This is a genomic window from Microbacterium sp. LWO14-1.2 (genome assembly GCF_038397715.1).
Lineage (GTDB): Bacteria > Actinomycetota > Actinomycetes > Actinomycetales > Microbacteriaceae > Microbacterium.
In genome coordinates this window covers 2990587-3014391 of the sequence record NZ_CP151633.1, presented here as the reverse complement: position 1 = coordinate 3014391, position 23805 = coordinate 2990587, and the positions used below count along the sequence as shown (strand labels likewise).

The following is a 23805-nucleotide window of genomic DNA, read 5'->3' as shown; positions in this document are numbered from 1 at the left end:
ATGGACGAGAACCAGAGTAGCGGGAGTCGGTCAGAGTGTCCGAGACACCGCGCACGAGCATCGAGGAGCAGCGTGGACATCGTCCGTCACGTCATCAACGGAGCACAGACCGCGGAAGCGGCACGAACGGGCGAGGTCTTCGACCCCGCCACGGGGCGGGTGACCAAGCACGTCGCCTTCGCCTCGACCGCCGAGGTCGAGCAGGCGATCGCCGCGGCGGCCGCCGCGCTCCCCGCCTGGCGCGAGACGAGCCTCATCAAGCGCGCCGACGTGTTCTTCCGCCTGCGTCAGCTGCTCAAGGAGCGCACCCCCGAACTCGCCGCGATCGTCACGTCCGAGCACGGCAAGGTGCTCTCGGATGCCGCGGGCGAGGTGTCACGCGGAATCGAGAACGTCGAGTTCGCGGCCGGACTCGTGCACCTGCTCAAGGGCGAGCGCAGCGAGCAGGTCGCTCGGGGCGTCGACGTGCACTCGGTGAAGCAGCCGGTGGGCGTCGTCGCCGCCGTCACCCCCTTCAACTTCCCCGTGATGGTTCCGCTGTGGATGGTCGCCTCGGCCATCGCGTGCGGCAACACCGTCGTGCTCAAGCCGAGCGAGAAGGACCCCTCGGCAGCCGTGTGGCTGGCCGAGCTCTTCCAGGAGGCAGGCCTTCCCGACGGCGTGCTCAACGTCGTGCACGGCGACAAGGAGGCCGTCGACGCCCTGCTCGATTCGCCGCGCGTGAACGCCGTCAGCTTCGTCGGCTCCACGCCCATCGCCCGCTCGATCTACCAGCGCGCCTCGGCGAACGGCAAGCGGGTGCAGGCTCTCGGCGGTGCGAAGAACCACATGGTCGTGATGCCGGATGCCGACATCGACGCCGCGGCCGACGCCGCAATCTCCGCCGCGTACGGCTCCGCCGGCGAGCGCTGCATGGCCGTGTCGGTGCTCGTCGCCGTCGGAGACGTGGCCGACGACCTCGTCGCGGCGATCGCCTCGCGCATCGAGGGCCTCACGATCGGCGCAGGAACCGACGAGGCGAGCGAGATGGGTCCGCTCATCACCCGCGAGCACCGCGACCGCGTCGCCTCGTACGTGACCGGCGCCGCCGCCGAGGGCGCCACCGTCGTCGTCGACGGCACCGAGAAGGAATTCGACTCCGACGGCTTCTTCATCGGCGTGAGCCTGCTCGACCACGTGGCCCCCGGCATGAAGGCGTACGACGACGAGATCTTCGGCCCGGTCCTCGGGGTGGTCCGCGTCGAGAGCTACGCCGAGGCGGTCGAGCTCGTCAACGCGAACGCCTACGGCAACGGCACGGCGATCTTCACGCGAGACGGCGGCACGGCCCGCCAGTACGAGTTCGACATCGAGGTCGGCATGGTCGGAGTGAACGTGCCGATCCCCGTGCCGATCGGCGCCTACTCGTTCGGCGGCTGGAAGGACTCGCTGTTCGGGGACTCGCACATCTACGGACCCGAGTCGGTGCACTTCTACACGCGGTCGAAGGTCGTCACGACCCGCTGGCCCGACCACACCCCCTCGCAGATCGACCTCGGCTTCCCGAGCAACCACTGACCGGCGCACGGAGAGAAGACCATGACTGCTTTCACCGACCGCCACGGCGCCTCGCACGAGCTGCCCGCCCCCGACGCCGAAGCGCAGGTGCGTGCCGACGATCGCGGGCACGTGTTCCACTCCTGGAGCGCCCAGGGTCTCATCGACCCGCTCCCCGTCGCCGCCGGCGAGGGGTCGACGTTCTGGGACTACGCCGGAAACGCCTACCTCGACTTCTCCAGCCAGCTGGTGAACCTGAACCTCGGGCACCAGCATCCGGATCTCGTCGCGGCGATCCAGCAGCAGGCGGGTCGTCTCGCGACGATCCAGCCCGCCGTGGCGAACGACGTGCGGGGCGAGCTCGCGCGCCTCATCGTCGAGGTCTCACCCGAGGGCTTCCAGAAGGTGTTCTTCACCAACGGCGGCGCCGAGGCGAACGAGTACGCGGTGCGGATGGCGCGGCAGACGACCGGACGCCGCAAGGTCCTGTCGATGTACCGCAGCTATCACGGCTCCACCTCGACCGCGATCTCGCTCACGGGCGACCCGCGGCGCTGGGCGAACGACACGGTCGACTCGGGTTCCGTCCGGTTCTTCGGTCCGTACCTCTACCGCTCGCCGTTCCACGCCGAGAACGCCGAGCAGGAATCGGAGCGCGCACTCGCGCACCTCGAGCAGACGGTCCAGCTGGAGGGCCCGCACACGATCGCGGCGATCATCATCGAGACCGTCGTCGGCACGAACGGCGTGCTCGTACCGCCGCCCGGCTACCTGCAGGGCGTCCGCGAGCTGTGCGACCGCTACGGCATCGTGTACATCGCCGACGAGGTGATGGTGGGGTTCGGCCGCCTCGGCGAGTGGTTCGGCATCGACGCGTTCGACGCGCAGCCCGACCTCATCACGTTCGCGAAGGGAGTCAACTCCGGCTACGTACCGCTCGGCGGCGTCGTGATCTCCGAGCGCATCGCGAAGGCCTTCGAGACGACGCCGTTCGCCGGTGGACTCACCTACTCGGGGCACCCGCTGGCCTGCGCCGCCGGAGTCGCGACGTTCGAGGTGTTCCGTCGCGACGGCATCCTGGAACGAGTGCGCGACCTCGGCGAACGCATCGTCGAGCCGACGCTGCGCTCGTGGGTCGACACCCACCCGAGCGTGGGCGAGGTCAGGGGTCGCGGTCTGTTCTGGGCCGTCGAGCTCGTGCGCGACAAGGAGACGCGAGAGCCGCTCGTGCCCTTCAACGCCTCGGGGGCGGAGGCCGCGCCCATGACCGCCTTCGCGGCGGCGGCGAAGAAGGCGGGGGTCTGGCCGTTCACGCACTTCAACCGCATGCACGTCGCGCCGCCGCTCGTCATCACCGAGGAGGAGCTCGTCCGCGGCCTGGCCGTGCTCGATGACGCGCTCTCAGTCGCCGACGAGCACGCCGCGGGCTAGACGAGGAATCCGCGCAGCAGAGCCTCGGAGCCGGCGAGGTGGTCGTTCATGGCCGCCTCGGCGGCATCCGGCCTGCCCGCGAGGATCGACGAGACGATGCGCTCGTGCTGCTCGCCCGAGTGCTGGATGTTGCGCGGCAGCAGCGGGAACGTGTCGAGCCACACGTTGACCGACGCCCGGTTCTCGGCGACGAGCGCCACGAGCGACGGGATGCCAGCGGCCTCGGCGATCGCGAGGTGCAGCAGCGTGTCGAGGCGGCGGTACTCCTCGGGCCCCGCGGGCAGCGCGGCCTCGTGCCTCGCCCAGAGGTCGGCACGGACGCCGGCGTCGAGCGAGCGCCCGGCCGCGGCCCGGGCGGCGCCGGTCTCGAGCACTCGCCGGAGGCCCAGGACGTCGTCGATCTCGGCGGGCGTCACGGCGCCGGCATCCGAGGGATGCGGCAGCGGGTCTGCGACGAAGGTGCCGCCGTACCGGCCGCGCTTGGGCAGGAGGTACCCGGTGTCGGCGAGCTCCCTGATCGCGTCGCGCACGGTGTCGCGGCTGACGCCGAAGGATGCCGCGAGCTCGCGCTCCGGGGGCAGGGACTCCCCCGGGGCGACCACGCCGAGCCGGATGGTCTGCACGAGCCGCGACACCGCGTCCTCGAGGGCGTTGCCCCGCCGCAGCGGGCGGTACACCGCTCGCCTGACCTCGACGAGGTCGCCGTCGGGGACGCGGTCGCTCATGGTCTCACCCTGTCACAGCGCGATGGGCCGGGCTCACAGCGGGGTGACGTAGGCGTTGGTGATGCCGCCGTCGACCACGAACGCGCTGGCCGTGATGAACGAGGAGTCGTCGGAGGCCAGGAACGCCACGGCGGCCGCGAGCTCCTCCGGCTCGGCGAAGCGCCCCATCGGCACGTGCACGAGACGACGCTGCGCACGCTCGGGGTCCTTCGCGAAGAGCTCCTGCAGCAGCGGCGTGTTCACCGGGCCGGGGCAGAGGGCGTTCACCCGCACGCCCTGCCTGGCGAACTGCACGCCCAGCTCGCGCGACATCGCGAGCACGCCGCCCTTCGAGGCCGTGTAACTGATCTGCGAGGTCGCCGACCCGAGCAGCGCCACGAACGAGGCGGTGTTGATGATGGATCCGCGTCCGGCCGGCACCATGTGGCGCAGGGCGGCGCGGCTGCACAGGTACACGCTCTTGAGGTTCACGTCCTGCACCCGGTCCCAGGCCGGCAGCTCGGTGGTCTCGATCGAGTCGTCGTCGGCGGGTGAGATGCCCGCGTTGTTGAAGGCGATGTCGATGCGGCCGAATTCCTCGGCGACGCCGTCGAACAGGGCGTTCACCTTCGCCTCGTCGGCGACGTCGACGGGGCGGAAGGCTCCGCCCACCTCGGCGGCGGCCTTCTCTCCGGTGGCGGGGTCGACGTCGGCGATGACGACGAACGCGCCTTCTGCGGCGAAGCGGCGTGCGGTGGCGAAGCCGATGCCGCTCGCGCCTCCGGTGATGATCGCGACGCGGTCCTTGAGACGCTGGGTCAGGTCGATGGTCATTGCTCTCTCCGTTGCTGGGATGGATCGGGGGCGGATGCCGTGGTCAGTCGTCGGTCGCGAAGAACACGTTCTTCGTCTCGGTGAAGTGCTCGGCCGCGTCCGGGCCGAGTTCGCGGCCGAGACCCGAGGCCTTCATGCCGCCGAACGGGGTGGCGTAGCGCACGGACGAGTGGGAGTTCACCGACAGCACTCCGCTCTGCACGCCGCGCGAGACGCGAACGGCCCGCCCGAGGTTCTGCGTCCACAGCGAGCCGGCGAGCCCGTAGATCGTGTCGTTCGCGAGGCGGATGGCGTCCGCTTCGTCGTCGAACGGCAGCACGGCGACGACCGGCCCGAAGACCTCCTGCTGGGCGATCCGGTCACCGGGGTCGGCGAGCACGACGGCCGGCGCGAACCAGAAGCCGTCCCCTTGCGGGGCGCTGCCGCGGAACGCGATGTCGGCTCCGTCGAGGAACGACGCCACGGTGTCGCGGTGGCCGGCGGAGATGAGCGGGCCCATGTCGGTCTCGGCGCTCGACGGGTCGCCCACACGCCAGGCGGCGACGGCCGGTTCGAGCAGTTCCAGGAAGCGGTCGTACACCGAGCGCTGCACGAGCAGCCGGCTGCGCGCGCAGCAGTCCTGCCCGGCGTTGTCGAACACGGATCCGGGCACGGCGGCGGCGGCCTTCTCGAGGTCGGCGTCGTCGAACACGATGTTCGCGCTCTTGCCGCCGAGCTCCAGGGTGACCGGCTTGAGCGCCCGCGCGCATCCGGCCGCGACCTCGATGCCCACCTCGGTCGACCCGGTGAAGACGACCTTGCGCACGTCGGGGTGCTCGACGAGCCGCTGTCCCACGACCGAGCCCGAACCCGTCACGACCTCGAAGAGCCCCTCGGGCAGGCCGGACTCGAGCGCGAGCTGCCCGAGGCGGATCGCGGTCAGCGGGGTCAGCTCGGCGGGCTTCAGCACGACGGCGTTGCCCGCGGCGAGCGCGGGCGCGAACGCCCAGGCGGCGATCGTCATGGGGAAGTTCCACGGGACGATGACGCCCACCACGCCGTACGGGTCGTGGAAGGTGACGTCGAGGCCCCCGGCCACCGGGATCTGTCGTCCGGACAGCCGCTCGGGGTCGGCGGAGTAGTAGTTGAGCACCTGCGCGACGTGGGCGGCCTCCCAGCGGGCAGACCCGATGGGGTGGCCGGAGTTGCGCACCTCGAGCTGCGCGAGTTCCTCGACAGCGCCCTCGACGGCCCGCGCGAAGGAGCGCAGTGCGTCAGCCCGCGCGACCGGGGCGAGCGCGGCCCAGCGGCGCTGCGCGGCGACGGCGCGCGCGATCGCCGCATCCGTCTCCCCCACGTCGGCGCGCGGCACCTCGCGGATGGCGGAGCCGGTCGAGGGGTCGATCACGGTGAAGGCGCTCATCGCGCACTCTCCTTCCTGCGCGCGGCGAACGCGCGCGCCTGCGAGACGAGGTCGGCGAAGAGGCGCCGGTCCTCGGCGTTCTCCTCTGGGTGCCATTGCACGCCGACGACGTGGCCGCCGTCGGTGTCGACGAAGGCCTGCACCAGGCCGTCGTCGGAGTGGGCGGCCGCGACGAGCCCGTCGCCGAGCCTGTCGATGCCCTGATGGTGGTAGCTGTGCACCCGCACGTCGCTCTCGCGGATGATGTCGGCGAACGCCGTGTCCTCCGCGACCTCGACGTCGTTCTCGGCGAACACGCCCCCGCCGATGCGGTACTTCTCGGTGCCCAGCGATTCGGGCAGGTGCTGCTGCAGCGTGCCGCCGCGGGCGACGTTCACGAGCTGCAGCCCGCGGCAGATCGCGAGCACGGGGATGCGGCGGCGCTCCGCCGCCCGGAACAGGGCCAGCTCCCAGGCGTCGCGGTCGACCCGGGCGGGGTCGGTGAGCGGATGCCGTTCCTCACCGTACAGTTCGGGCGCCACGTCCGCCCCGCCGGAGAGGACGAGGCCGTCCATCCCGGCGATCGCCGCGTCCGCGGCATCCGGGTCCTGCGGAGGGAGGAGCAGCGCGATGCCGCCGGAGTCGGTCACCCCGGTGAGGTACTGCTCGGGAAGGAACGCGGCCCTCACGTCCCACACGCCCTGCTGCGCGCGCTCGAGGTAGGTCGTGACGCCGATCAGGGGCGCCGGGTCAGAGTCGTTCGAAACCACGGATGCGCTCCCAGTCGGTGACGGCGGCGTCGTAGGCCTCGAGCTCGATGCGCGCCTGGTTCAGGTAGTGCTCGACGACGTCGTCGCCGAACGCCTCGCGGGCGATGGTCGATTCGCGGAACAGCTGCGCGGCCTCACGGAGCGTGGTCGGCAGGTGATCCACGGCATCCTCGTAAGCGTTGCCGGTGAAGCGGTCGGGCAGGGGCAGCTCGTTCTCGATGCCGTACAGTCCGCCGGCGATGATCGCCGAGATGCCCAGATACGGGTTCACGTCGCCACCGGGGACGCGGTTCTCGACGCGCAACGCCGATCCCTGCCCGACGACGCGCAGCGCGCACGTGCGGTTGTCGATTCCCCAGGCCACCCCGGTCGGGGCGAAGCTGCCCTTCGCGAAGCGCTTGTACGAATTGATGTTCGGCGCGTAGAGCAGGGTGAACTCGCGCAGTGTCGCGAGGATGCCCGCGATCCAGTGCTCCATCACCGGGCTGAAGCCGTGCTCGCCGTCGCCGGCCATGACCGGCGACCCCGACCGATCGCGCAGCGAGAGGTGGATGTGGCAGCTGTTGCCCTCGCGCTCGTTGAACTTCGCCATGAACGTGATCGCCTGGCCGTGGTTGCCCGCGATCTCCTTGGCGCCGTTCTTGTAGATCGCGTGCTGGTCGGCCGTCTCGCGCACCTCGGCGTAGCGGAACGCGATCTCCTGCTGCCCGAAGTTGCATTCGCCCTTCACCCCCTCGCAGTACAGGCCGGCGCCGTCCATGCTGTTGCGGATGTCGCGCAGCAGCGGCTCCATGCGCGTCGAGGCGAGCAGGTTGTAGTCGACGTTGTAGTCGGTCGCGGGAGTCAGTCCCTCGTACTTGCGCGCCCAGGCGTCGCGGTAGGTGTTCTCGAACACGATGAACTCGAGCTCGGTGCCGGAGTAGGCGGTCCAGCCGCGCTCGGCGAGCCGGTCGCGCTGCCGGTCGAGGATCGCGCGGGGCGAGGGCCCGACGGGCTCTCCGTTCTGCCAGACGAGGTCGGCCATGACGAGCGCGGTGCCCTCGAGCCAGGGGATGCGGCGCAGCGTCTCGGCATCCGGTCGCAGCACCATGTCGCCGTAGCCGCGGTCCCACCCCGACATCGCGTAGCCGTCGACCGTGTTCATGTCGACGTCGACCGAGAGGAGGTAGTCGCAGGCCTCGGCGCCGTGGTGCAGGATGTCCTCCTGGAACAGCCGCGCCGACACGCGCTTGCCGACGAGCCTGCCCTGCGCGTCCGCGAAGGCGACGATCACCGTGTCGATCTCACCGGCGGCGATGCCGGCGTCCAGCTGGTCGATGCTCAGATTGCCCGACATCCCACGCTCCGTTCTCCTGCGGTGAAGCGATCGGCCGATCGGCTTCGCCCTCAGAGTAGATGACCTCGTCGTTTAAAGGTAGACGAAACCACCATTGACTGTCACAATCATCCGCAAGGCGCACACCCGGTGCCTGCACGCGAGCGAGCGGAGAGCGGATGTCTGGTCAGAGCAGTGAGTCCCGCAAGGTCGCCGGGGCGACCTATACCCGGGCGGGGAGCGAGTACTTCGAGAAGCGGACCCTCAAGAGGTCGGCCGGCGTCTGGGGACTGTGGGGCCTCGCGGTCGCCGCGGTCATCTCGGGCGACTTCTCGGGCTGGAACTTCGGCATCGACTTCGCCGGCTTCGGCGGGATGCTGATCGCCTTCGTGATCCTCGTCGTCATGTACTACGGCATGATCTTCTCGATCGGCGAGATGGCCGCAGCGATGCCGCACACCGGCGGCGCCTACTCCTTCGCCCGGTCGGCGATGGGACCCTGGGGCGGCCTGGTCACCGGAGCGGCCGAGACCATCGAGTACGTCGCCACCACGGCGGTGATCGTCTACTTCTCGGCGTCGTACGCGAACGGCATCACGAGCGAGCTGCTCGGCCTCGTCCTGCCGGGGTGGGTCTGGTACCTCATCCTGTACGTGGTGTTCATCGCACTGAACTCCGCGGGCGCCGCGATCTCGTTCCGTTTCGCGATCGTCGTCTCGGTGATCTCGATCGGCATCATCCTCGTGTTCTCGGCGATGGCCCTGTTCTCGGGCGCCTTCAGCTGGGACGCGCTGTGGGACATCGTGCCCGACGAGGGTCAGTCGGCGTTCCTCCCGCACGGCGTGCTCCCGATCCTGTTCGCGCTGCCGTTCGCCATGTGGTTCTTCCTCGGGATCGAAGAGCTCCCGCTCGCCGCCGAGGAGTCGCACAACCCGACGCGCGACATCCCCAAAGCGGGCTTCTGGGCCCGCGGCACGCTCATCGTCACCGGACTGCTGGTGCTGTTCCTCAACACGGGCGTCATCGGCGCCGAGGCGACCGGCACGGCGGGCGAACCCCTGCTGGACGGGTTCCGCGCCATCGTCGGCGACCAGCTCGCCGCCGTGCTCGCCCTGTTCGCCCTGATCGGCCTGCTGGCCTCGCTCCAGGGCATCATGTTCGCCTACGGACGCAACATGTACTCGCTCTCGCGTGCGGGCTACTACCCTCGGTTCCTCTCGCTCACCGGCACGCGGCAGACGCCGTGGGTCGCTCTCGTCGTCGGTGCGGCGATCGGGTTCGTCGCCCTCATCGTCCTCGACGTGCTGGCCGCGCTCGATGCGGAGGGTGCGGGAACCGTCGCCGGCGCGATCGTGCTGAACATCGCCGTGTGGGGCGCGGTGCTCGCCTATGCGCTGCAGCTGATCTCGTTCATGATCCTGCGGCGCAAGTACCCGAACGTCGACCGCCCGTACCGCAGCCCGTGGGGTGTGCCCGGTGCGGCGATCGCGCTGGTGATCGCGGCGCTGATCTTCCTCGGGTTCCTCCTGAACCCGACGTTCGGCCCGGCCATCATCGCCATCGCGATCGTGTACGTGGTGATCCTGCTGGGCTTCGGCCTGTTCTTCCGGCACCGGCTCGTGCTCTCCCCCGAGGAGGAGTACGCGCTGTCCGGCGGCTCGCACGGCGACCCGCAGGCCGAGGGCTACGACGCGATGGAGGGCGAGGTGTTCGGCGGGGGCCGCTAGATCGGGGAGCGCGCCGGGGCCGTCACTTGCTGCTGAAGTCGAACGCCTTCAGCAGCTCGTCGACGGCCTTGTCGCGCTCGTCGCCGCCCTCCTCGAACATGTGCGTCACGTGCGTGCGCAGGTGGTTCTCCAGCAGGAGGCGGTTGAGCGATTCGAGCGACCGCTGGATCGCCCTGGACTGCGTGATGATGTCCATGCAGTAGTCCTCGTTCTCGATCATCCGCGCGACGCCGCGCATCTGACCCTCCAGGATGCTGGTGCGATGCAGGGCGCGCTTCTTGATGTCTTCGATCACGCTTCGAGAGTACGCGCCCCGGCGGCCGCCGCGCTCAGTCGTCGAAGGGGTTCAGCACCGACAGTCCGGGGATGCTCGGCCCCGGGTCGACGCGTGAAAGGATGACGTCATGCCGCGAACACCGATGGCGATGCTCTCTCCCGCCGACCAGGAACGACGCCTCGCACTGCGTCGGATGAAGGCCGTCGCGCTCGGCGCGCTGATCTTCATGGCCGTCCTGTTCGTGGTCGCCTTCTGGCTGCAGGAGCGCCAGCCCTGGCTCGGATACGTGCGCGCAGCGGCCGAGGGCGGGATGGTCGGCGCGCTCGCGGACTGGTTCGCCGTGACGGCGCTGTTCCGACGCCCGCTCGGGCTCCCCATCCCGCACACCGCCATCATCCCGAGCCGCAAGGACGAGATCGGCCGCACGCTCGGCGAGTTCGTGGAGACGAACTTCCTCGAGGGATCCGTGGTGCGCGCCAAGCTGTCGACGACGGCGATCTCGCAGCGGGCCGGCGAATGGCTGCGGGAGCCGCAGCATGCGGAACGCGTCGGAGCGGAAGGCGCCACGATCGCCACGGCCGTGCTGAACGCGCTGAGCGACGACGACGTGCGCGACCTCATCACCGATCTGGCCAGGGAGCACCTCGTCTCGCCAGAGTGGGGTCCGCCGGCCGGCGCCTGGCTCGAGAAGATCGTCGAGGCCGACGCGCATCACGGGGCGGTCGATCTCGCCGTCGACACGGTCGGCCGCTGGCTCGACGCGAACGCGGCCTCGTTCTCGGGACTCATCTCGCGGCGCCTCCCCGGCTGGGTCCCGAAGCTCGCCCACCGCTTCGTCGACGACACCGCCTACAACGAGGCCGTGAAGTTCGTGCGCGCCGTGCGCGACGACCCGAAGCACCCCGCCCGCATCGCGATCGACGGCTACCTCGCCCGACTCGCCGACAATCTGCAGAACGACCCGGCGACGCGCGAGAAGCTCGAGAACGCCAAGGCCTCGCTCTTCGACAGCCCCCGCGTCGGCGCGCTGGCCGCCGAGGCGTGGAACACGGCGAAGAACGGACTCCTCACCGCACTCGCCGATCCCGAGAGCGGTCTTCGCCGACGCGCGGTGCAGGCACTGCAGGAGGTCGGCGAGAGGCTGGCGACGGATGCCGCGCTGCAGCGCCGCGTCGACACCTGGGTCTCGGACGCGGCCGTGTTCCTCGTCGACCGCTACCGGCACGACATCGCGTCGATCATCACCGACACGGTCGAGCGCTGGGACCCCGCCGAGACGACCGAGAAGATCGAGCTCATGGTCGGGCGCGATCTGCAGTACATCCGCCTCAACGGCACGGTCGTCGGCGCCCTCGCGGGCCTGGCGATCTTCACGATCGCACACGCTCTCATCCCGAGCGCCTGACAGGAGCATCATGGCCCTCTCGCACGACCCCCTCTGGCCGCGCGCCGGCTCCTGGCCCGCCGCCGACGGAGAGGCGGATGCCGTGCTCCTCGGCGTCCCGACCTGGCGAACCTCGCTCTCGCCGACCGGCGCGCACGCGACACCGGCGGCGATCCGCGAGGCCCTCCCCCGCTACGGCGCGACCGTGCTCGGGCCGCCGATCGTCGACCTGGACGAGGCGCTCCGCATCAGGGACGCCGGAGACGTCGCCGAGCCGGACGGCGACGACGGCGAGGCGACGACCATCAGCCGCGTGCGGGAGCTCTCCGAGATCGCTCGTCTCGTGGTCGCCCTCGGCGGCGACAACTCGCTCACGTACCCGGTCGCACTCGGCGCCCGGGCGACGGGCCTCATCACGTTCGACGCGCACTTCGATCTGCGCGACGGCGTCTCGAACGGCACACCCGTGCGCCGTCTCGTCGAAGACACCCCGGCGAGCGCGACGGTCGGCACGAGTCGCATCGATCCGACGAGGATCGTCCAGATCGGGATCGCGGACTTCGCCAACTCCGCCGCGTACGCGCGGCGCGCGGCGGACTGGGGCATCCGCGTCATCACGCTCGACGAGGTGCGTCGTCGGGGCGCAGCCGATGTGGTGGCCGAAGCGCTCGAGATCGCCGGATCCGGCGACGCACCCCGCATCCATCTCGACATCGACGTCGACGTCTGCGACCGCTCGGTCGCCCCCGGGTGCCCGGCGAGCGTGCCGGGCGGTCTGGCCGCCTGGGAGCTCCGGTCCCTCACGAGGGCCGTGGCCGCCGACGCACGAGTGGTGAGCGCGGACCTCGCCGAGGTCGACGCGACAGCCGACGCCGACGACGCACGAACGGTCCGACTGGTTGCGCTCTGCGTGCTGGAGCTTCTCGCTGGGCTCGCCTCCCGCTGATCGCTCGACCCCGGCGCGGGGCCTGCTCAGCGGACGATGAGCTCCGGGGTGATGAGCGCGTGCGCCTCGCCGGACTCCACCCGACGGGGCGAGACGACGTCGCCGGTCGGTCCCATGAGGAGCTGCAGCACGGCCTCCGCGACGTCCTCCGGACGCTGCTCGACGCTGGAGAATCCGAGCGCCTCGGCGGTGGGCGTGTTGTCGAATCCGATGACCGGCACCCGGACCCTGGCGTCGGCCAGCGCGAGCAGGGCGCCGACCGCGAGCGAGTCACTGGCGCAGACGATCGCGTCGGCGCGAGCACCGTCGCGGAGAGCGGCGGCGACGGCGTGCCGCGCACCCTGCACGGACTCCTCCGACACGATGCGCGCGCCCTGCACCCCTGCACGGTCGATGGCTTCCCGCCATCCGCGTTCGCGGTCGTCTCCGGTCCCGGACCCCGACGGCCAGCCCAGGAAGGTCACGCTGCCGCCGCGCTGCAGGGCGTGCTCGGTCGCCGCGCGTGTGCCGGCCGCGCCGTCGACATCGACCCAGAGGTGGGTGGGGTCGGCGATGTCGTCGTCGCCCCACGGTCGGCCGAAGGAGATGAAGGGCAGGCCGACGGCATCCAGCCTCCCGACGCGCGGATCGTCGCGCACGGTGCTGGTGATGATCGCGGCGTCGATCTCCGAACCCTCCCACAGCTCGGCGAGCCGCTCGAGCTCCTCCTGCGGAGTGCGTGCGGCGTACACGAGCATCCGCATCCCGCGCTCGCTGGAGCGCTCGGTGATCGCGTGTACGAAGCGGTCGAGCACGACGCCCGAGACTCCGCCGAGGTACGGGTCGAGGCGGATGCCGATGGTCGAGCTCCGCCGCAGGCGCAGTCTGCGCGCCGCCGCATGCCGGCGATATCCGAGCTCGTCGATCGAGGCGAGCACGCGCTCCCGCGTCGTGGGCTTGACGATGTCGGGGGTGTTCAGCACGTTCGACACGGTCTGGCGCGAGACGCCGGCGTGCGCGGCGACGTCTTCGACCGTGGGGGCCTTCGCCATCGCACTCCTCGATCCCGGCGGGCTTGACACGTCCGCTCCGCCGCACCTAGCGTATTCCATGCAGAGTTTGATCGTTCAAATTTCTACCGTTCGAACCCTGTCCCGAGCGCACCTCATCAAAGGAGAGAGATATGACACGGCACACCACACGCGCCCTCCTCGGCACCGGGGCGGTGCTGCTCACCAGCACGCTCGTGCTCACGGGATGCGGCTCCGGCTTCTCCGGTGACGAGCCGGCGGGCGACTCCGACGGGCTCAGCTCGTCCGACGACGCGCTGACCCTGTTGATCGGGTCGTCGGGAGACGCCGAGACCGAGGCCGTGCAGTCCGCGGTCGACGCCTGGTCGGAGGAGTCCGGCACGAAGGTCAGCGTGCAGGTCGCGAGCGACCTCGCCCAGGAGCTCTCCCAGGGCTTCGCGGCAGGCAAGCCGGCGGATCTGTTCTACCTCGCACCGGAGCAGATGGCCGGATACGCCTCGAACGGGTCGCTCCAGCCCTACGGCGACGAACTCGCCAACAAGGACGACTTCTACCCGTCCCTCGTCGAGAACTTCACCCTCGACGGCACCTTCTACTGCGCGCCGAAGGACTTCTCCACGCTCGCCCTCGTGATCAACACGCAGATGTGGGCGGAGGCGGGCCTGACCGACGCCGACCTCCCGAAGACGTGGGAGGACCTCGCCTCGGTCGCTCAGAAGCTCACCACCTCCGAGCACGTGGGCCTCGCGTTCGGCGCCGAGTATCAGCGCGTCGGCGCGTTCATGGCTCAGGCCGGCGGCGGCCTGGTCGACGACGGCACGGCGATCGCCGACGATCAGGCCAACGTCGACGCCCTCGACTACGTCAAGACGCATCTCGCCGACGGCACGTTCGCCTTCGCGAAGGACATCGGCGCGGGCTGGGGCGGCGAGGCGCTCGGCAAGGGGATGGCGGCCATGGTGATCGAAGGCAACTGGATCACCGGTGCGATGGCCAACGACTTCAGCTCGGTCGACTACACCGTGGCCGAGCTCCCCGAGGGCCCCGGCGGCCAGGGCACCCTGCAGTTCACCAACTGCTGGGGCATGGCGGCCGACAGCCCCAACCAGCAGGCTGCACTGGATCTCGTCGAGTACCTGACCAGCGCCGACAGCCAGCTCGCGTTCTCGAAGGCCTTCGGCCCGATGCCGTCGATCACCTCGGCGGCCGAGCAGTGGACGACCGACAACCCCGACCTCGCGCCGTTCCTCGCCGGTGCGGATCACGCACAGTTCCCGCCGAACCAGGACGGCGCGGCCGACGTGATCTCCGACTTCAATGCACAGCTCGAATCGCTGAAGACGGGAGACCCCGCCCAGATCCTCGGCACCGTGCAGTCGAACCTCGAAGCGATCGTCGAATAGTCATGGCGGTGCAGGCCACGCCTCGCCGCGGAGGGGCCTCCGGGCTCCGCCGCGGCGAGGCCGCAGCCGGATGGCTGTTCACGGCTCCCGTGATCGTCATCCTCGGCGTCTTCCTCCTCGTCCCGGTGCTCATGGCGCTCTGGGTGAGCATGTCGGACTGGGCGGGACGCGGCAGTCCCCTCTCTCCGTCGGTGTCGTTCGTGGGCGTCGACAACTACTCCGCGGTGCTCGTCGACGGCGGGCTCGCGACGAAGGACTTCGGCACGGCCCTTCGCAACAACGCCTGGTACGTGCTGCTGGTGGTGCCGCTGCAGACCGCGATCGCCCTCTTCCTCGCCGTGCTCGTGAACCGCGCCGTGCTGCGAGGCCGCGGGTTCTTCCGCACCGCCTATTACTTCCCCTCCGTCACGAGCTCCGTCGCGATCACGGTGCTGTGGCTGTTCCTGTTCTCGGCGAGCGGGGCGGTGAACAGCGTGCTCTCCTGGTTCGGCGTCAACGGACCGAACTGGTTCAACGACCCCCGCGGCATCCTGCATCTCGCCCTCGGCGGGATCGGTGTCGACGCCGGCCCCGCCGCGCTCACCGACGGCGGCATGCTCGGCATCTCGTGGTGGGAGTGGCTCGCCGGACCGTCGATCGCGATGAGCGCCTACATCCTCATGGCCATCTTCACGACCTCCGGCACGTTCATGCTGCTCTTCCTCGCCGGCCTGCAGAACCTCGGGGCCGATGTCGACGAGGCCGCCATGATGGACGGGGCGAACGGATGGCAGCGCTTCTGGCGCGTCACTCTCCCCCAGCTGCGCCCGACGCTGTTCACGGTCCTCACGCTGGGCCTCATCGGATGCTGGCAGGTATTCGACCAGATCTACACCGGCACGCGAGGCGCTCCGAGCAAGACCACGCTCACGCCGGCCTACCAGTCCTACAAGACGGCCTTCACGGATCAGGAGTGGGGCCAGGGTGCGGCGATCGCCTTCATCCTCTTCGTCATCATCGTCGTGTTCACGCTGCTGCAGCGCTGGGTGCTGCGTGACCGGCCCGTGTCCCGTCGGCGCATCCGCGCCTACGAGATCACGTCGAAGGGAGGAGCGTCATGAAGCTGTCGTCGAAGCAGCTGACGTGGCAGATCGTGCTCTACGCGGTGCTGATCGTGCTCGCCCTGATCTACATCTACCCGTTCCTCATCCAGGTCTTCACGAGCTTCAAGACCGACGAGGATGCCGCATCGTCGGGCGTCGGCCTGCTCCCCGACTCGTGGACCTTCGCCGCCTACGAGCGCCTCTTCGCGAACTCGGACTTCCCGTCGTGGTTCGTCAACAGCGCCATCGTAACGATCTTCGTCACCGCCGGACGCGTGTTCTTCAACTCGCTCGCCGGGTATGCGCTGGCCCGTCTGCGGTTCCGCGGGCGCGGCGTCGTGTTCGCCGCGCTCGTGGCCGTGATGTCGGTCCCGACCGTCGTGCTGCTGATCCCCAAGTTCCTCGTGATCAATCAGCTCGGCATCTTCAACTCCTACGCGGGCATGATCCTGCCGCTGCTCGTCGACGCCGCCGGGGTCTTCATCATGAAGAACTTCTTCGAGTCGATCCCGGTGTCGGTCGAGGAGCAGGCCCGCATCGACGGCGCCGGCACGTTCCGCATGTTCTGGTCGGTGGTGCTGCCGATGGCGACACCGGCCCTCATCACCATCGTCATCCTGTCGTTCCAGGGTTCCTGGAACGAGCTCAGCCACTTCATCGTGTCGACCAACGACCCCGCCCTGACGACGCTCACGAAGGGCGTCGCCTCGCTCGCGAGCGGCCAACTCAGCCAGGGCACCCAGTATCCGCTCAAGCTGGCGGCGGCCCTCATCATGACGATCCCCGTCGCCGTGATGTTCTTCGTCTTCCAGCGCCGCATCATGAATTCCACCGAAGGAGCCGTCAAGGAATGACCGACCGCCCCCACCTCCAGCCGCTGCTCGACGACGCCGTCATCGTGCTCGACGCCCCCACCCAGGTCTGGTCCGATCGCGCGGGGCGCGTCGGCACCGCCTCGATCCACGGCGTGTTCCACGGCGACGTCCGACACATCGCCGGGATCGACCTCGCGGTGCGCGGCACGGCTCTCGAGTCGATCGGATGCTCCTCGCCGACTCCGCAGCGGGTGCGGTTCACCGACCTGCTGCGCGGCCTCGACGACGCGGCGGCCGACCCCAAGCTGCGCCTCGACCGCGATCGCACCGTGACGGCGGGGCGGTTCACCGAGACGCTGCGGTTCTCCTCGCACCTCGAGGATGCGGTCGAGGTCGACGTCGCGGTGCGCGTGCGGCCCGACTTCTCCCCCATGCAGCTCGTCAAGGCGGGAGTGCCCGGGGCGGAGCAGTGGACGTGGGACGGCGAGCGCTGCCGGGCCGGTGAGGCCTCGTTCGCGCTCTCGGCCCCGGGCGCCGCGGTGTCGGTCGAGGGAGGCGAACTCGTCGTCGCCTGGCGTGCGGTCGTCGAACCGCGCGCTGCCGTCGAGCTGTCCTGGGTGGCCGCCCTCGACGACCCGACGCTCGTCGTGACCGCGCCCACGCGTTCGGCCGACCTCCGCGATGTCGCCACCGGGATCGACCCCCGCGCCGCCCGGTGGCTCGACCGGGCCACGGCGGACCTCGACGCCTTGCGCCTGGCGCTCCCCGATCACCCGGACGACGACTTCTATGCGGCGGGCGCTCCCTGGTTCTTCACCCTGTTCGGGCGCGACTCGATCTGGGCCGCGCGCCTCGCCCTGGCATCCGATCCGACGATCGCCGGGTCGACGCTCCGAGTGCTCGCGCGCCTGCAGGGCACGACCGTCGACCCGCGAACCGCCGAGGCCCCCGGCAAGATCGCGCACGAGCTGCGCAGCGCCGAGCTCTCCCTGCCCGGCGAAGGGGTGCTGCTCCCGCCCCTGTACTACGGCACGGTCGATGCGACGCCGCTCTGGGTGTGCCTGCTCGCCGATGCGCGCGACGCCGGCATGCCCGCCGGTGAACTCCGTGATCTGCTCCCCGCACTCCGCGCCGCCGTCCGCTGGATGATCGAGCACGGCGACGCCTCGGGCAGCGGCTTCATCGACTACGCCGATGAGACAGGGCACGGCCTCGCCAACCAGGGGTGGAAGGACTCCGGCGACTCGATCCAGTGGCGCGACGGCCGACTCGCGGAAGGGCCGATCGCTCTGAGCGAGGTGCAGGGCTACGCCTACGAGGCCGCCGTGCGCGGTGCGGCGCTGCTCGACGAGCTGGGCGAACCGGGCGGCGACGAGCTGCGCTCCTGGGCGGCGGACCTGCGGCAGCGGTTCCGCGAGGCGTACTGGGTGACGACCCCCGAGGGGCGGTACCCGGCCATCGCGCTCGACGCGCACGGCGCCCCGGTCGACACGCTCACGAGCAACATCGGCCACCTGATCGGCACCGGTCTGCTCGACGCCGACGAGGAGCGCGCGTGCGCCGAGCTCCTCGACGGCGAGAGCATGTCGAGCGGCTACGGGATCCGCACCATGTCGACGGATGCCGCCGGCTACTGGCCGCTCAGCTACCACGGCGGCAGCGTGTGGACCCACGACACCGCGATCGCCGTGCACGGGATGCTGCGCGCCGGCCTCGCGGATCACGCCCGCGGCATCGCCGGGCAGCTGCTCGATCTCGCCGAGGGGTTCGACTATCGCGTTCCCGAGCTGCACTCGGGCGAACCGCGCGTGCCGGGCGGCCGCCCCGTGCCCTACCCGGCCGCGTGCCGGCCCCAGGCCTGGTCGGCCGCCGCCGCCGTGGTGTGCGCGGAGGCACTGCGCTGAGTCGTCCGTTGACGGCATCCGATCGGTGGCGTCAGCGGACGGCCGCTCCGTCCTTCCACACGCGCGCGACCAGCGGCACGCCGGGGCGGTAGGCGAGGTGGATGCGCGTCGGCGCGTCCAGCAGCACGAGGTCCGCTCGGGCACCGGGCGCGATGATGCCGATGTCGTCCCTGCGCAGCGCGCGTGCACCCCCGGCGGTCGCCGCCCACACGGCTTCCGCCGGGGTCATGCCCATGTCGCGCACGGCGATCGCGATGCAGAACGGCATCGACGAGGTGAAGCTCGAGCCGGGATTCGTGTCGCACGCGATCGCGACGGTCACTCCCGCGTCGATCAGCCGTCGCGCATCCGGATAGGGCTGTCTCGTCGAGAACTCGACGCCGGGGAGCAGCGTCAGGACGGTGTCCGAGCCGGCGAGCGCGGTGACGTCGGCGTCGGTCAGATAGGTGCCGTGATCCACCGAGGCGGCGCCGAGCTCGACCGCGAGCCGCACCCCGTCCCCGGGGCCGAGCTGGCTCGCGTGCAGACGAGGTCGCAGCCCGCGCGCGATTCCCGCGTCGAGGATACGGCGCGACTGCGCGACCGTGAACGCCCCCGTCTCGCAGAACGCGTCGACCCATCGCGCGTGCGGAGCGCAGGCTGCGAGCATGGGGCCGCAGACGAGGTCGACGTATTCCTCGGGGTGCTCCGCATACTCGGCGGGTACGACGTGCGCGCCGAGGAACGTGACCTCCGAGGTCACCTCCGCGGCGAGGCGCACCAGCCGCTGCTCGTCGGCGACGGTGAGACCGTACCCGCTCTTGATCTCGACCGTGGTCGTGCCCTGGGCGAGCATCTCGTCGACGAACCCGCGCAGCCGAGAGCGCAGCTCGGCATCCGTCGCCGCCCTGGTCGCCGCCACCGTGGAGCGGATGCCGCCCGCGGCATACCTCTGGCCAGCCATGCGCGCCTCGAACTCGGCGGCGCGGTCGCCGCCGAACACGAGGTGGCTGTGACTGTCGACGAAGCCGGGGATCATCGCGCGTCCGCGCGCATCGATCACGTCGTCCGCCGACGGGGCGTCGGCGGACGGACCGACCCAGGCGATCCGCTCCTGCTCGATCAGCACGGCCGCGTCGAGGATCGTGCCGCAGGGGTCGGTCGGGTCGGAGCCGGCGTTGGTGGTCAGCTCCCCGATGCCGGTGATGAGCGTGGTGTTCACAGCATCGGCACCTTCAGTCCGCGTTCCCTCGCGATGTCCCGCGCGTGCTCGTACCCCGCGTCGACGTGCCGCATGACCCCGGTGCCCGGGTCGTTCGTCAAGACGCGCTCGAGCTTCTCCGCGGCGAGCGCCGACCCGTCGGCGACGGTGACCTGACCGGCGTGGATGGAGCGGCCGATGCCGACCCCGCCGCCGTGGTGCAGCGACACCCAGGAGGCCCCGGACGCCGTGTTCAGCAGCGCGTTGAGCAGCGGCCAGTCGGCGATCGCGTCCGAGCCGTCCTTCATGCCCTCCGTCTCGCGGTAGGGCGAGGCGACCGATCCCGAGTCGAGGTGGTCGCGGCCGATGACGATGGGCGCCGAGAGCTCTCCGGAGGCCACCATCTCGTTGAACTTCAGCCCGGCGAGGTGCCGCTCCTGGTAGCCCAGCCAGCAGATCCGCGCCGGCAGCCCTTCGAAGTGCACGGTCGAGCCGGCCTTGTCGAGCCAGCGGTGCAGCGCGGTGTCCTCGGGGAACAGCTCGGCGACGGCCCGGTCGGTCCTGCGGATGTCCTCGGGGTCTCCCGAGAGCGCCGCCCAGCGGAACGGCCCTCGCCCCTCCTCGAACTGCGGACGGATGTAGGCGGGGACGAACCCGGGGAACTCGAACGCCCTGGCGAAGCCCCCGAGCTGCGCTTCCGCCCGAATCGAGTTGCCGTAGTCGAAGACCGCCGCGCCGGCATCCTGGAACGCGACCATGGCTGCGACGTGGGCGGCCATCGAGGCCCTGGCCCGGTGCGTGAACCCTGCCGGGTCGCGCTCGGCCTCGGTCTTCCAGTCCTCGAGGGCCACGCCGATCGGGAGGTACGCGAGGGGATCGTGGGCGCTGGTCTGGTCGGTGACGATGTCGATCGGCACTCCGCGGCGGTGGAGCTCGGGGAAGACCTCGGCCGCGTTGCCGACGACGCCGACGGAGAGAGCCTCGCCTGCGTCCTTCGCGGCGACCGCCCGGGCGACGGCGGCGTCGAGGTCGGTGGTGTACTCGTCGAGGTAGCCGTGCTCGACGCGGCGCGCGAGCCGCGACTCGTCGACGTCGACGATCAGCACGACCCCCTCGTTGAGGGTGACGGCGAGCGGCTGTGCGCCACCCATCCCGCCCGCTCCGCCGGTGAGGGTCAGCGTGCCTTTCAGCGAGTCGCGTCCGAGCGAGCGGGCGACCGCCGAGAACGTCTCGTAGGTGCCCTGCAGGATCCCCTGCGTCCCGATGTAGATCCAGGAGCCGGCCGTCATCTGGCCGTACATGATCAGCCCCAGCTCCTCCAGGCGGCGGAACTCCGGCCAGTTCGCCCAGTCGCCGACGAGGTTCGAGTTGGCGATGAGCACCCGCGGCGCCCACTCGTGCGTGCGGAAGACGCCGACCGGCTTCCCCGACTGCACGAGCAGGGTCTCGTCGGGTTCGAGCTCGTCGAGGGTCCGCACGATCGCGTCGTACGCCTCCCAGCTTCGGGCCGCCCGGCCGGTCCCGCCGTAGACGACGAGGTCCTCGGGGTGCTCGGCCACCTCGGGATCGAGGTTGTTCATCAGCATCCGCTTGGCCGCCTCGGCCCCCCAGCTCTTGGCGGTGCGCTGGTTGCCGCGCGGGGCGCGGATCGTGCGCGCGGTGTCGGTGGTCGTGCGGGTGGTCGAGGTTTCGTCAGTCATGCGCGTGCTCCTGTGCGATGCGGGCGACGGAGCCGGACTGCACCAGCGCGGTCACGGCCTCCATGTCGGGTGAGAGGTAGTGGTCGGGTCCTGGGCCGGCGGCGACGGTGCGCACGAGGTCGCGCACCGCACCGGTCGCCGGCCCTGCCTGCAACGGCGCGCGCAGGTCGAGGGCCCGCGCCCCGGTGAGGATCTCGATGGCCAGCACGCGGCCGAGCCCGTCGATCGCGCGACGCAGCTTGCGCGCGGCCGCCCACCCCATCGAGACGTGGTCCTCCTGCATGGCCGACGAGGGGATGGAGTCGACGGATGCCGGGGCGGCGAGGCGCTTGAGCTCGGAGACGATGCCGGCTGCGGCGTACTGCGCGATCATGAGCCCGGAGTCGACGCCGACCTCGTGGGCGAGGAACGGCGGGAGCCCGCGATTGCGGGCCGGGTCCAGCGCACGGTCGGTGCGTCGCTCGGAGACCGAGGCGACGTCGGCCACCGAGATGGCGAGGAAGTCGAGCACGGCGGCGACCGGCGCTCCGTGGAAGTTGCCGTTCGACTCGATCCGCCCGTCGAGGGTGATGACGGGGTTGTCGATCACACTCATCAGCTCGCGGTCGGCGATCAGCGTGGCGTGCGCCATGGTGTCGCGGGCGGCGCCGTGCACCTGCGGCGAGCAGCGCAGCGAGTAGGCGTCCTGCACCCGGCCGTCCTCCGGGCCCTTGTGGCTGTGCACGACGGGCGAGTCGCCGAGGAACGATCGAAGGTTGCGCGCGGACTCGGCCTGCCCGAACTGCGGCCGCAGCATCATGAGGTCGGCGGCGAACACGGCATCCGTCCCGAGCTGCGACTCGATCGACATCGCCGCGGCGATATCGGCCGTCAGCATCAGGGTCTCGAGATCGTGCAGCGCGAGGGCGAGCATGGCCAGCATCCCGTCGGTGCCGTTGATGAGGGCGAGCCCCTCCTTCTCGACGAGTTCCAGGGGCGGGATCCCCGCAGCGGCGAGCGCGTCGGCCGCGGAGACGATCTCGCCGCCGCGAACCCGCACCTCTCCCTCGCCCATCGCGGCGAGAGCGATGTGGGCGAGCGGCGCGAGGTCACCGGAGCATCCCAGCGATCCGTACTCGCGCACGATCGGCGCGATCCCGGCATTCAGCAGGGCCGCGTAGGTCTCCACCACCACGGGACGCACGCCCGTGCGGCCCGATGCCAGCGTCTGCAGGCGCAGGAGCTGGAGACCCCGCACGACCTCGCGCTCGACCTCGGCCCCCGTCCCCGCAGCGTGCGAGCGGATCAGGCTGGCCTGCAGCTGCCGACGACGGTCGGCCGCGATGAACGTGGTGGCGAGAGCGCCGAAGCCCGTCGACACCCCGTAGTGCGGATTCGGGTCGGCGGCGAGTCCGTCGACGACCGCTCTGGTCTGCCGCACCCGGTCGAGGGCTTCGGGCGCGAGGACGACGGCGGCATCGTGGCGGGCGACGGCGACGACGTCGGAGATCGTGAGCGGGGCGGCACCCACGACGACGGAGGAGGAAGAGCTCATGGTTCGATTCCACACCCGCGCAGTGGTGTCGGACAGGGCGCCATGGCATCCTGTGTCTGTGATCTCAGACACAGGGGCAGGACGCGAGCGCGGCCCCGGCGCGCAGGTTCCGGCGGCCGACAACACGCTGCGGATGCTGCGCTATCTCGCCGGACGCCCGGCACCGGTGGCCGCGTCGGCCATCGCCCGCGATCTCGCGCTCCCCCGGTCGACGGTCTACCACCTGCTCACGACCCTGGCCGAGCACGGCTTCGTCCTGCACCTCGCCGAGGAGCGCCGGTGGGGTCTCGGCACCTCGGCGTTCGAGCTCGCCGGCGGCTACGCGAGGCAGCAGCCCCTCGCCCGGCTCGGTCGTCCGCTCGTCGCGGCCCTGTCCGACCGCCTCGGCGAGAGCGCGCATCTCGCGGTCATGAGCGGCGGCGACGTGCTCTACATCGTGGAGGAGAGAGCGCCGCGGCGCCCCGCGCTCGTCACCGACGTCGGGGTGCGGCTTCCCGCACACCTCACCGCGTCCGGCCGCGCGATGCTCGCCGCCCTCCCCCGAGAGCAGGTGCGCGCGCTGTACCCGAGCGCCTCGGCGTTCCCCGACCGCACGGGACTCGGGCCCCGTACGCCCCGCGAGCTCCGTGAGGTGCTGCGCACCGTGCGCGAGCGCGGCTACGCGACGGAGGACAGCGAGGTCGCCGACGGACTGCGCAGCGTCGGCGCCGTCGTCCGCGACCATGCCGCGTGGCCGGTCGCCGCCGTCGCCGTCACGTGGGCCGACCCCGAGCTCGACGGAGGCGCGCTGGCGGCGGCCGTGCGCGACACCGCGTCCGTCCTCGAGGCGCGCCTGCGCCGATGAGGCGGCTGCGCCGGCGCGATGTCTCAGG

General features: G+C 70.8%; 20 protein-coding genes. 10 read left to right on the top strand and 10 right to left on the bottom strand.

The annotated features are described in order from the left end of the window. Nucleotides 1–72: 72 nt before the first annotated feature. Both MRBLWO14_RS14520 and MRBLWO14_RS14515 read left to right on the top strand, forming a co-directional pair. A complete protein-coding gene (locus tag MRBLWO14_RS14520) occupies nt 73–1557 on the top strand; it encodes a CoA-acylating methylmalonate-semialdehyde dehydrogenase (RefSeq protein WP_341933824.1) in 1485 nt (494 codons plus the stop codon). Nucleotides 1558–1578: 21 nt separating this feature from the next. Further along, nucleotides 1579–2967, top strand: a complete 1389-nt coding sequence (locus tag MRBLWO14_RS14515; RefSeq protein WP_341933823.1) for an aspartate aminotransferase family protein — start codon at nt 1579–1581, stop codon at nt 2965–2967. Here MRBLWO14_RS14515 and MRBLWO14_RS14510 read toward each other — a convergent pair. From MRBLWO14_RS14510 to MRBLWO14_RS14490, 5 genes are read right to left on the bottom strand one after another with little or no spacing between them, the layout of a single operon-like run. Next, nucleotides 2964–3692: an FCD domain-containing protein gene (locus MRBLWO14_RS14510; protein ID WP_341933822.1), complete on the bottom strand. Its 729-nt coding sequence runs from the start codon at nt 3690–3692 to the stop codon at nt 2964–2966. The genes MRBLWO14_RS14515 and MRBLWO14_RS14510 overlap by 4 nt on opposite strands. 33 nt (nt 3693–3725) lie before the next feature. Next, the gene (locus tag MRBLWO14_RS14505) at nt 3726–4505 is read right to left on the bottom strand and encodes a 3-oxoacyl-ACP reductase (protein ID WP_341933821.1); all 780 of its coding nucleotides are present in this window, start codon (nt 4503–4505) and stop codon (nt 3726–3728) included. Between the two features lie 43 nt (nt 4506–4548). Next, nucleotides 4549–5907: an aldehyde dehydrogenase family protein gene (locus MRBLWO14_RS14500; protein ID WP_341933820.1), complete on the bottom strand. Its 1359-nt coding sequence runs from the start codon at nt 5905–5907 to the stop codon at nt 4549–4551. Next, nucleotides 5904–6656, bottom strand: a complete 753-nt coding sequence (locus MRBLWO14_RS14495) for a gamma-glutamyl-gamma-aminobutyrate hydrolase family protein (protein ID WP_341933819.1) — start codon at nt 6654–6656, stop codon at nt 5904–5906. Before MRBLWO14_RS14495 ends, MRBLWO14_RS14500 begins: the two co-directional genes overlap by 4 nt. After that, nucleotides 6637–7992 (bottom strand): glutamine synthetase family protein, encoded by a 1356-nt coding sequence (locus tag MRBLWO14_RS14490; protein ID WP_341933818.1) that lies wholly within the window; start codon nt 7990–7992, stop codon nt 6637–6639. Before MRBLWO14_RS14490 ends, MRBLWO14_RS14495 begins: the two co-directional genes overlap by 20 nt. A gap of 158 nt (nt 7993–8150) precedes the next feature. On the opposite strand from MRBLWO14_RS14490, the gene MRBLWO14_RS14485 reads away from it, so the two are divergent. Then, nucleotides 8151–9698, top strand: coding sequence for an amino acid permease (locus MRBLWO14_RS14485; RefSeq protein ID WP_341933817.1), 1548 nt, complete (start codon nt 8151–8153; stop codon nt 9696–9698). Between the two features lie 22 nt (nt 9699–9720). Here the strand turns inward: MRBLWO14_RS14485 and MRBLWO14_RS14480 are convergent, their stop codons facing one another. Further along, complete coding sequence (locus tag MRBLWO14_RS14480) at nt 9721–9993, bottom strand: metal-sensitive transcriptional regulator (RefSeq protein ID WP_096713861.1); 273 nt, start codon at nt 9991–9993, stop codon at nt 9721–9723. A gap of 109 nt (nt 9994–10102) precedes the next feature. On the opposite strand from MRBLWO14_RS14480, the gene MRBLWO14_RS14475 reads away from it, so the two are divergent. Beyond that, nucleotides 10103–11380, top strand: a complete 1278-nt coding sequence (locus MRBLWO14_RS14475) for a DUF445 family protein (protein WP_341933816.1) — start codon at nt 10103–10105, stop codon at nt 11378–11380. A 10-nt stretch (nt 11381–11390) separates the two neighbouring features. After that, nucleotides 11391–12305, top strand: a complete 915-nt coding sequence (locus tag MRBLWO14_RS14470; protein ID WP_341933815.1) for an arginase family protein — start codon at nt 11391–11393, stop codon at nt 12303–12305. A gap of 26 nt (nt 12306–12331) precedes the next feature. Here MRBLWO14_RS14470 and MRBLWO14_RS14465 read toward each other — a convergent pair whose 3' ends face one another. Beyond that, nucleotides 12332–13336, bottom strand: a complete 1005-nt coding sequence (locus tag MRBLWO14_RS14465) for a LacI family DNA-binding transcriptional regulator (RefSeq protein ID WP_341933814.1) — start codon at nt 13334–13336, stop codon at nt 12332–12334. A 131-nt stretch (nt 13337–13467) separates the two neighbouring features. Here MRBLWO14_RS14465 and MRBLWO14_RS14460 point away from each other — a divergent pair, with 131 nt between their 5' ends. Genes MRBLWO14_RS14460 through MRBLWO14_RS14445 form a run of 4 tightly spaced genes read left to right on the top strand, consistent with a single transcriptional unit; the run spans nt 13468 to nt 18519 of the window. Further along, nucleotides 13468–14718: an extracellular solute-binding protein gene (locus MRBLWO14_RS14460; protein WP_341933813.1), complete on the top strand. Its 1251-nt coding sequence runs from the start codon at nt 13468–13470 to the stop codon at nt 14716–14718. Between the two features lie 2 nt (nt 14719–14720). Then, a complete protein-coding gene (locus MRBLWO14_RS14455; protein WP_341933812.1) occupies nt 14721–15818 on the top strand; it encodes a sugar ABC transporter permease in 1098 nt (365 codons plus the stop codon). Continuing rightward, nucleotides 15815–16654: a carbohydrate ABC transporter permease gene (locus tag MRBLWO14_RS14450; RefSeq protein ID WP_341933811.1), complete on the top strand. Its 840-nt coding sequence runs from the start codon at nt 15815–15817 to the stop codon at nt 16652–16654. Before MRBLWO14_RS14455 ends, MRBLWO14_RS14450 begins: the two co-directional genes overlap by 4 nt. Further along, complete coding sequence (locus tag MRBLWO14_RS14445) at nt 16651–18519, top strand: glycogen debranching N-terminal domain-containing protein (RefSeq protein WP_341933810.1); 1869 nt, start codon at nt 16651–16653, stop codon at nt 18517–18519. Before MRBLWO14_RS14450 ends, MRBLWO14_RS14445 begins: the two co-directional genes overlap by 4 nt. A 31-nt stretch (nt 18520–18550) precedes the next feature. On the opposite strand, the gene hutI is transcribed toward MRBLWO14_RS14445, so the two are convergent. Genes hutI through hutH form a run of 3 tightly spaced genes read right to left on the bottom strand, consistent with a single transcriptional unit; the run spans nt 18551 to nt 22933 of the window. Next, nucleotides 18551–19720 carry an imidazolonepropionase gene (gene hutI / locus MRBLWO14_RS14440; RefSeq protein WP_341933809.1) on the bottom strand — a complete coding sequence of 390 codons (1170 nt, stop codon included), beginning with the start codon at nt 19718–19720 and terminating at the stop codon, nt 18551–18553. Then, complete coding sequence (gene hutU / locus MRBLWO14_RS14435; protein ID WP_341933808.1) at nt 19717–21399, bottom strand: urocanate hydratase; 1683 nt, start codon at nt 21397–21399, stop codon at nt 19717–19719. Before hutU ends, hutI begins: the two co-directional genes overlap by 4 nt. After that, nucleotides 21392–22933, bottom strand: a complete 1542-nt coding sequence (gene hutH / locus MRBLWO14_RS14430; RefSeq protein WP_341933807.1) for a histidine ammonia-lyase — start codon at nt 22931–22933, stop codon at nt 21392–21394. The genes hutU and hutH overlap by 8 nt, the downstream gene beginning before the upstream one ends. 58 nt (nt 22934–22991) lie before the next feature. On the opposite strand from hutH, the gene MRBLWO14_RS14425 reads away from it, so the two are divergent. Continuing rightward, nucleotides 22992–23777 (top strand): IclR family transcriptional regulator, encoded by a 786-nt coding sequence (locus MRBLWO14_RS14425; protein ID WP_341933806.1) that lies wholly within the window; start codon nt 22992–22994, stop codon nt 23775–23777. Nucleotides 23778–23805: the final 28 nt, after the last annotated feature.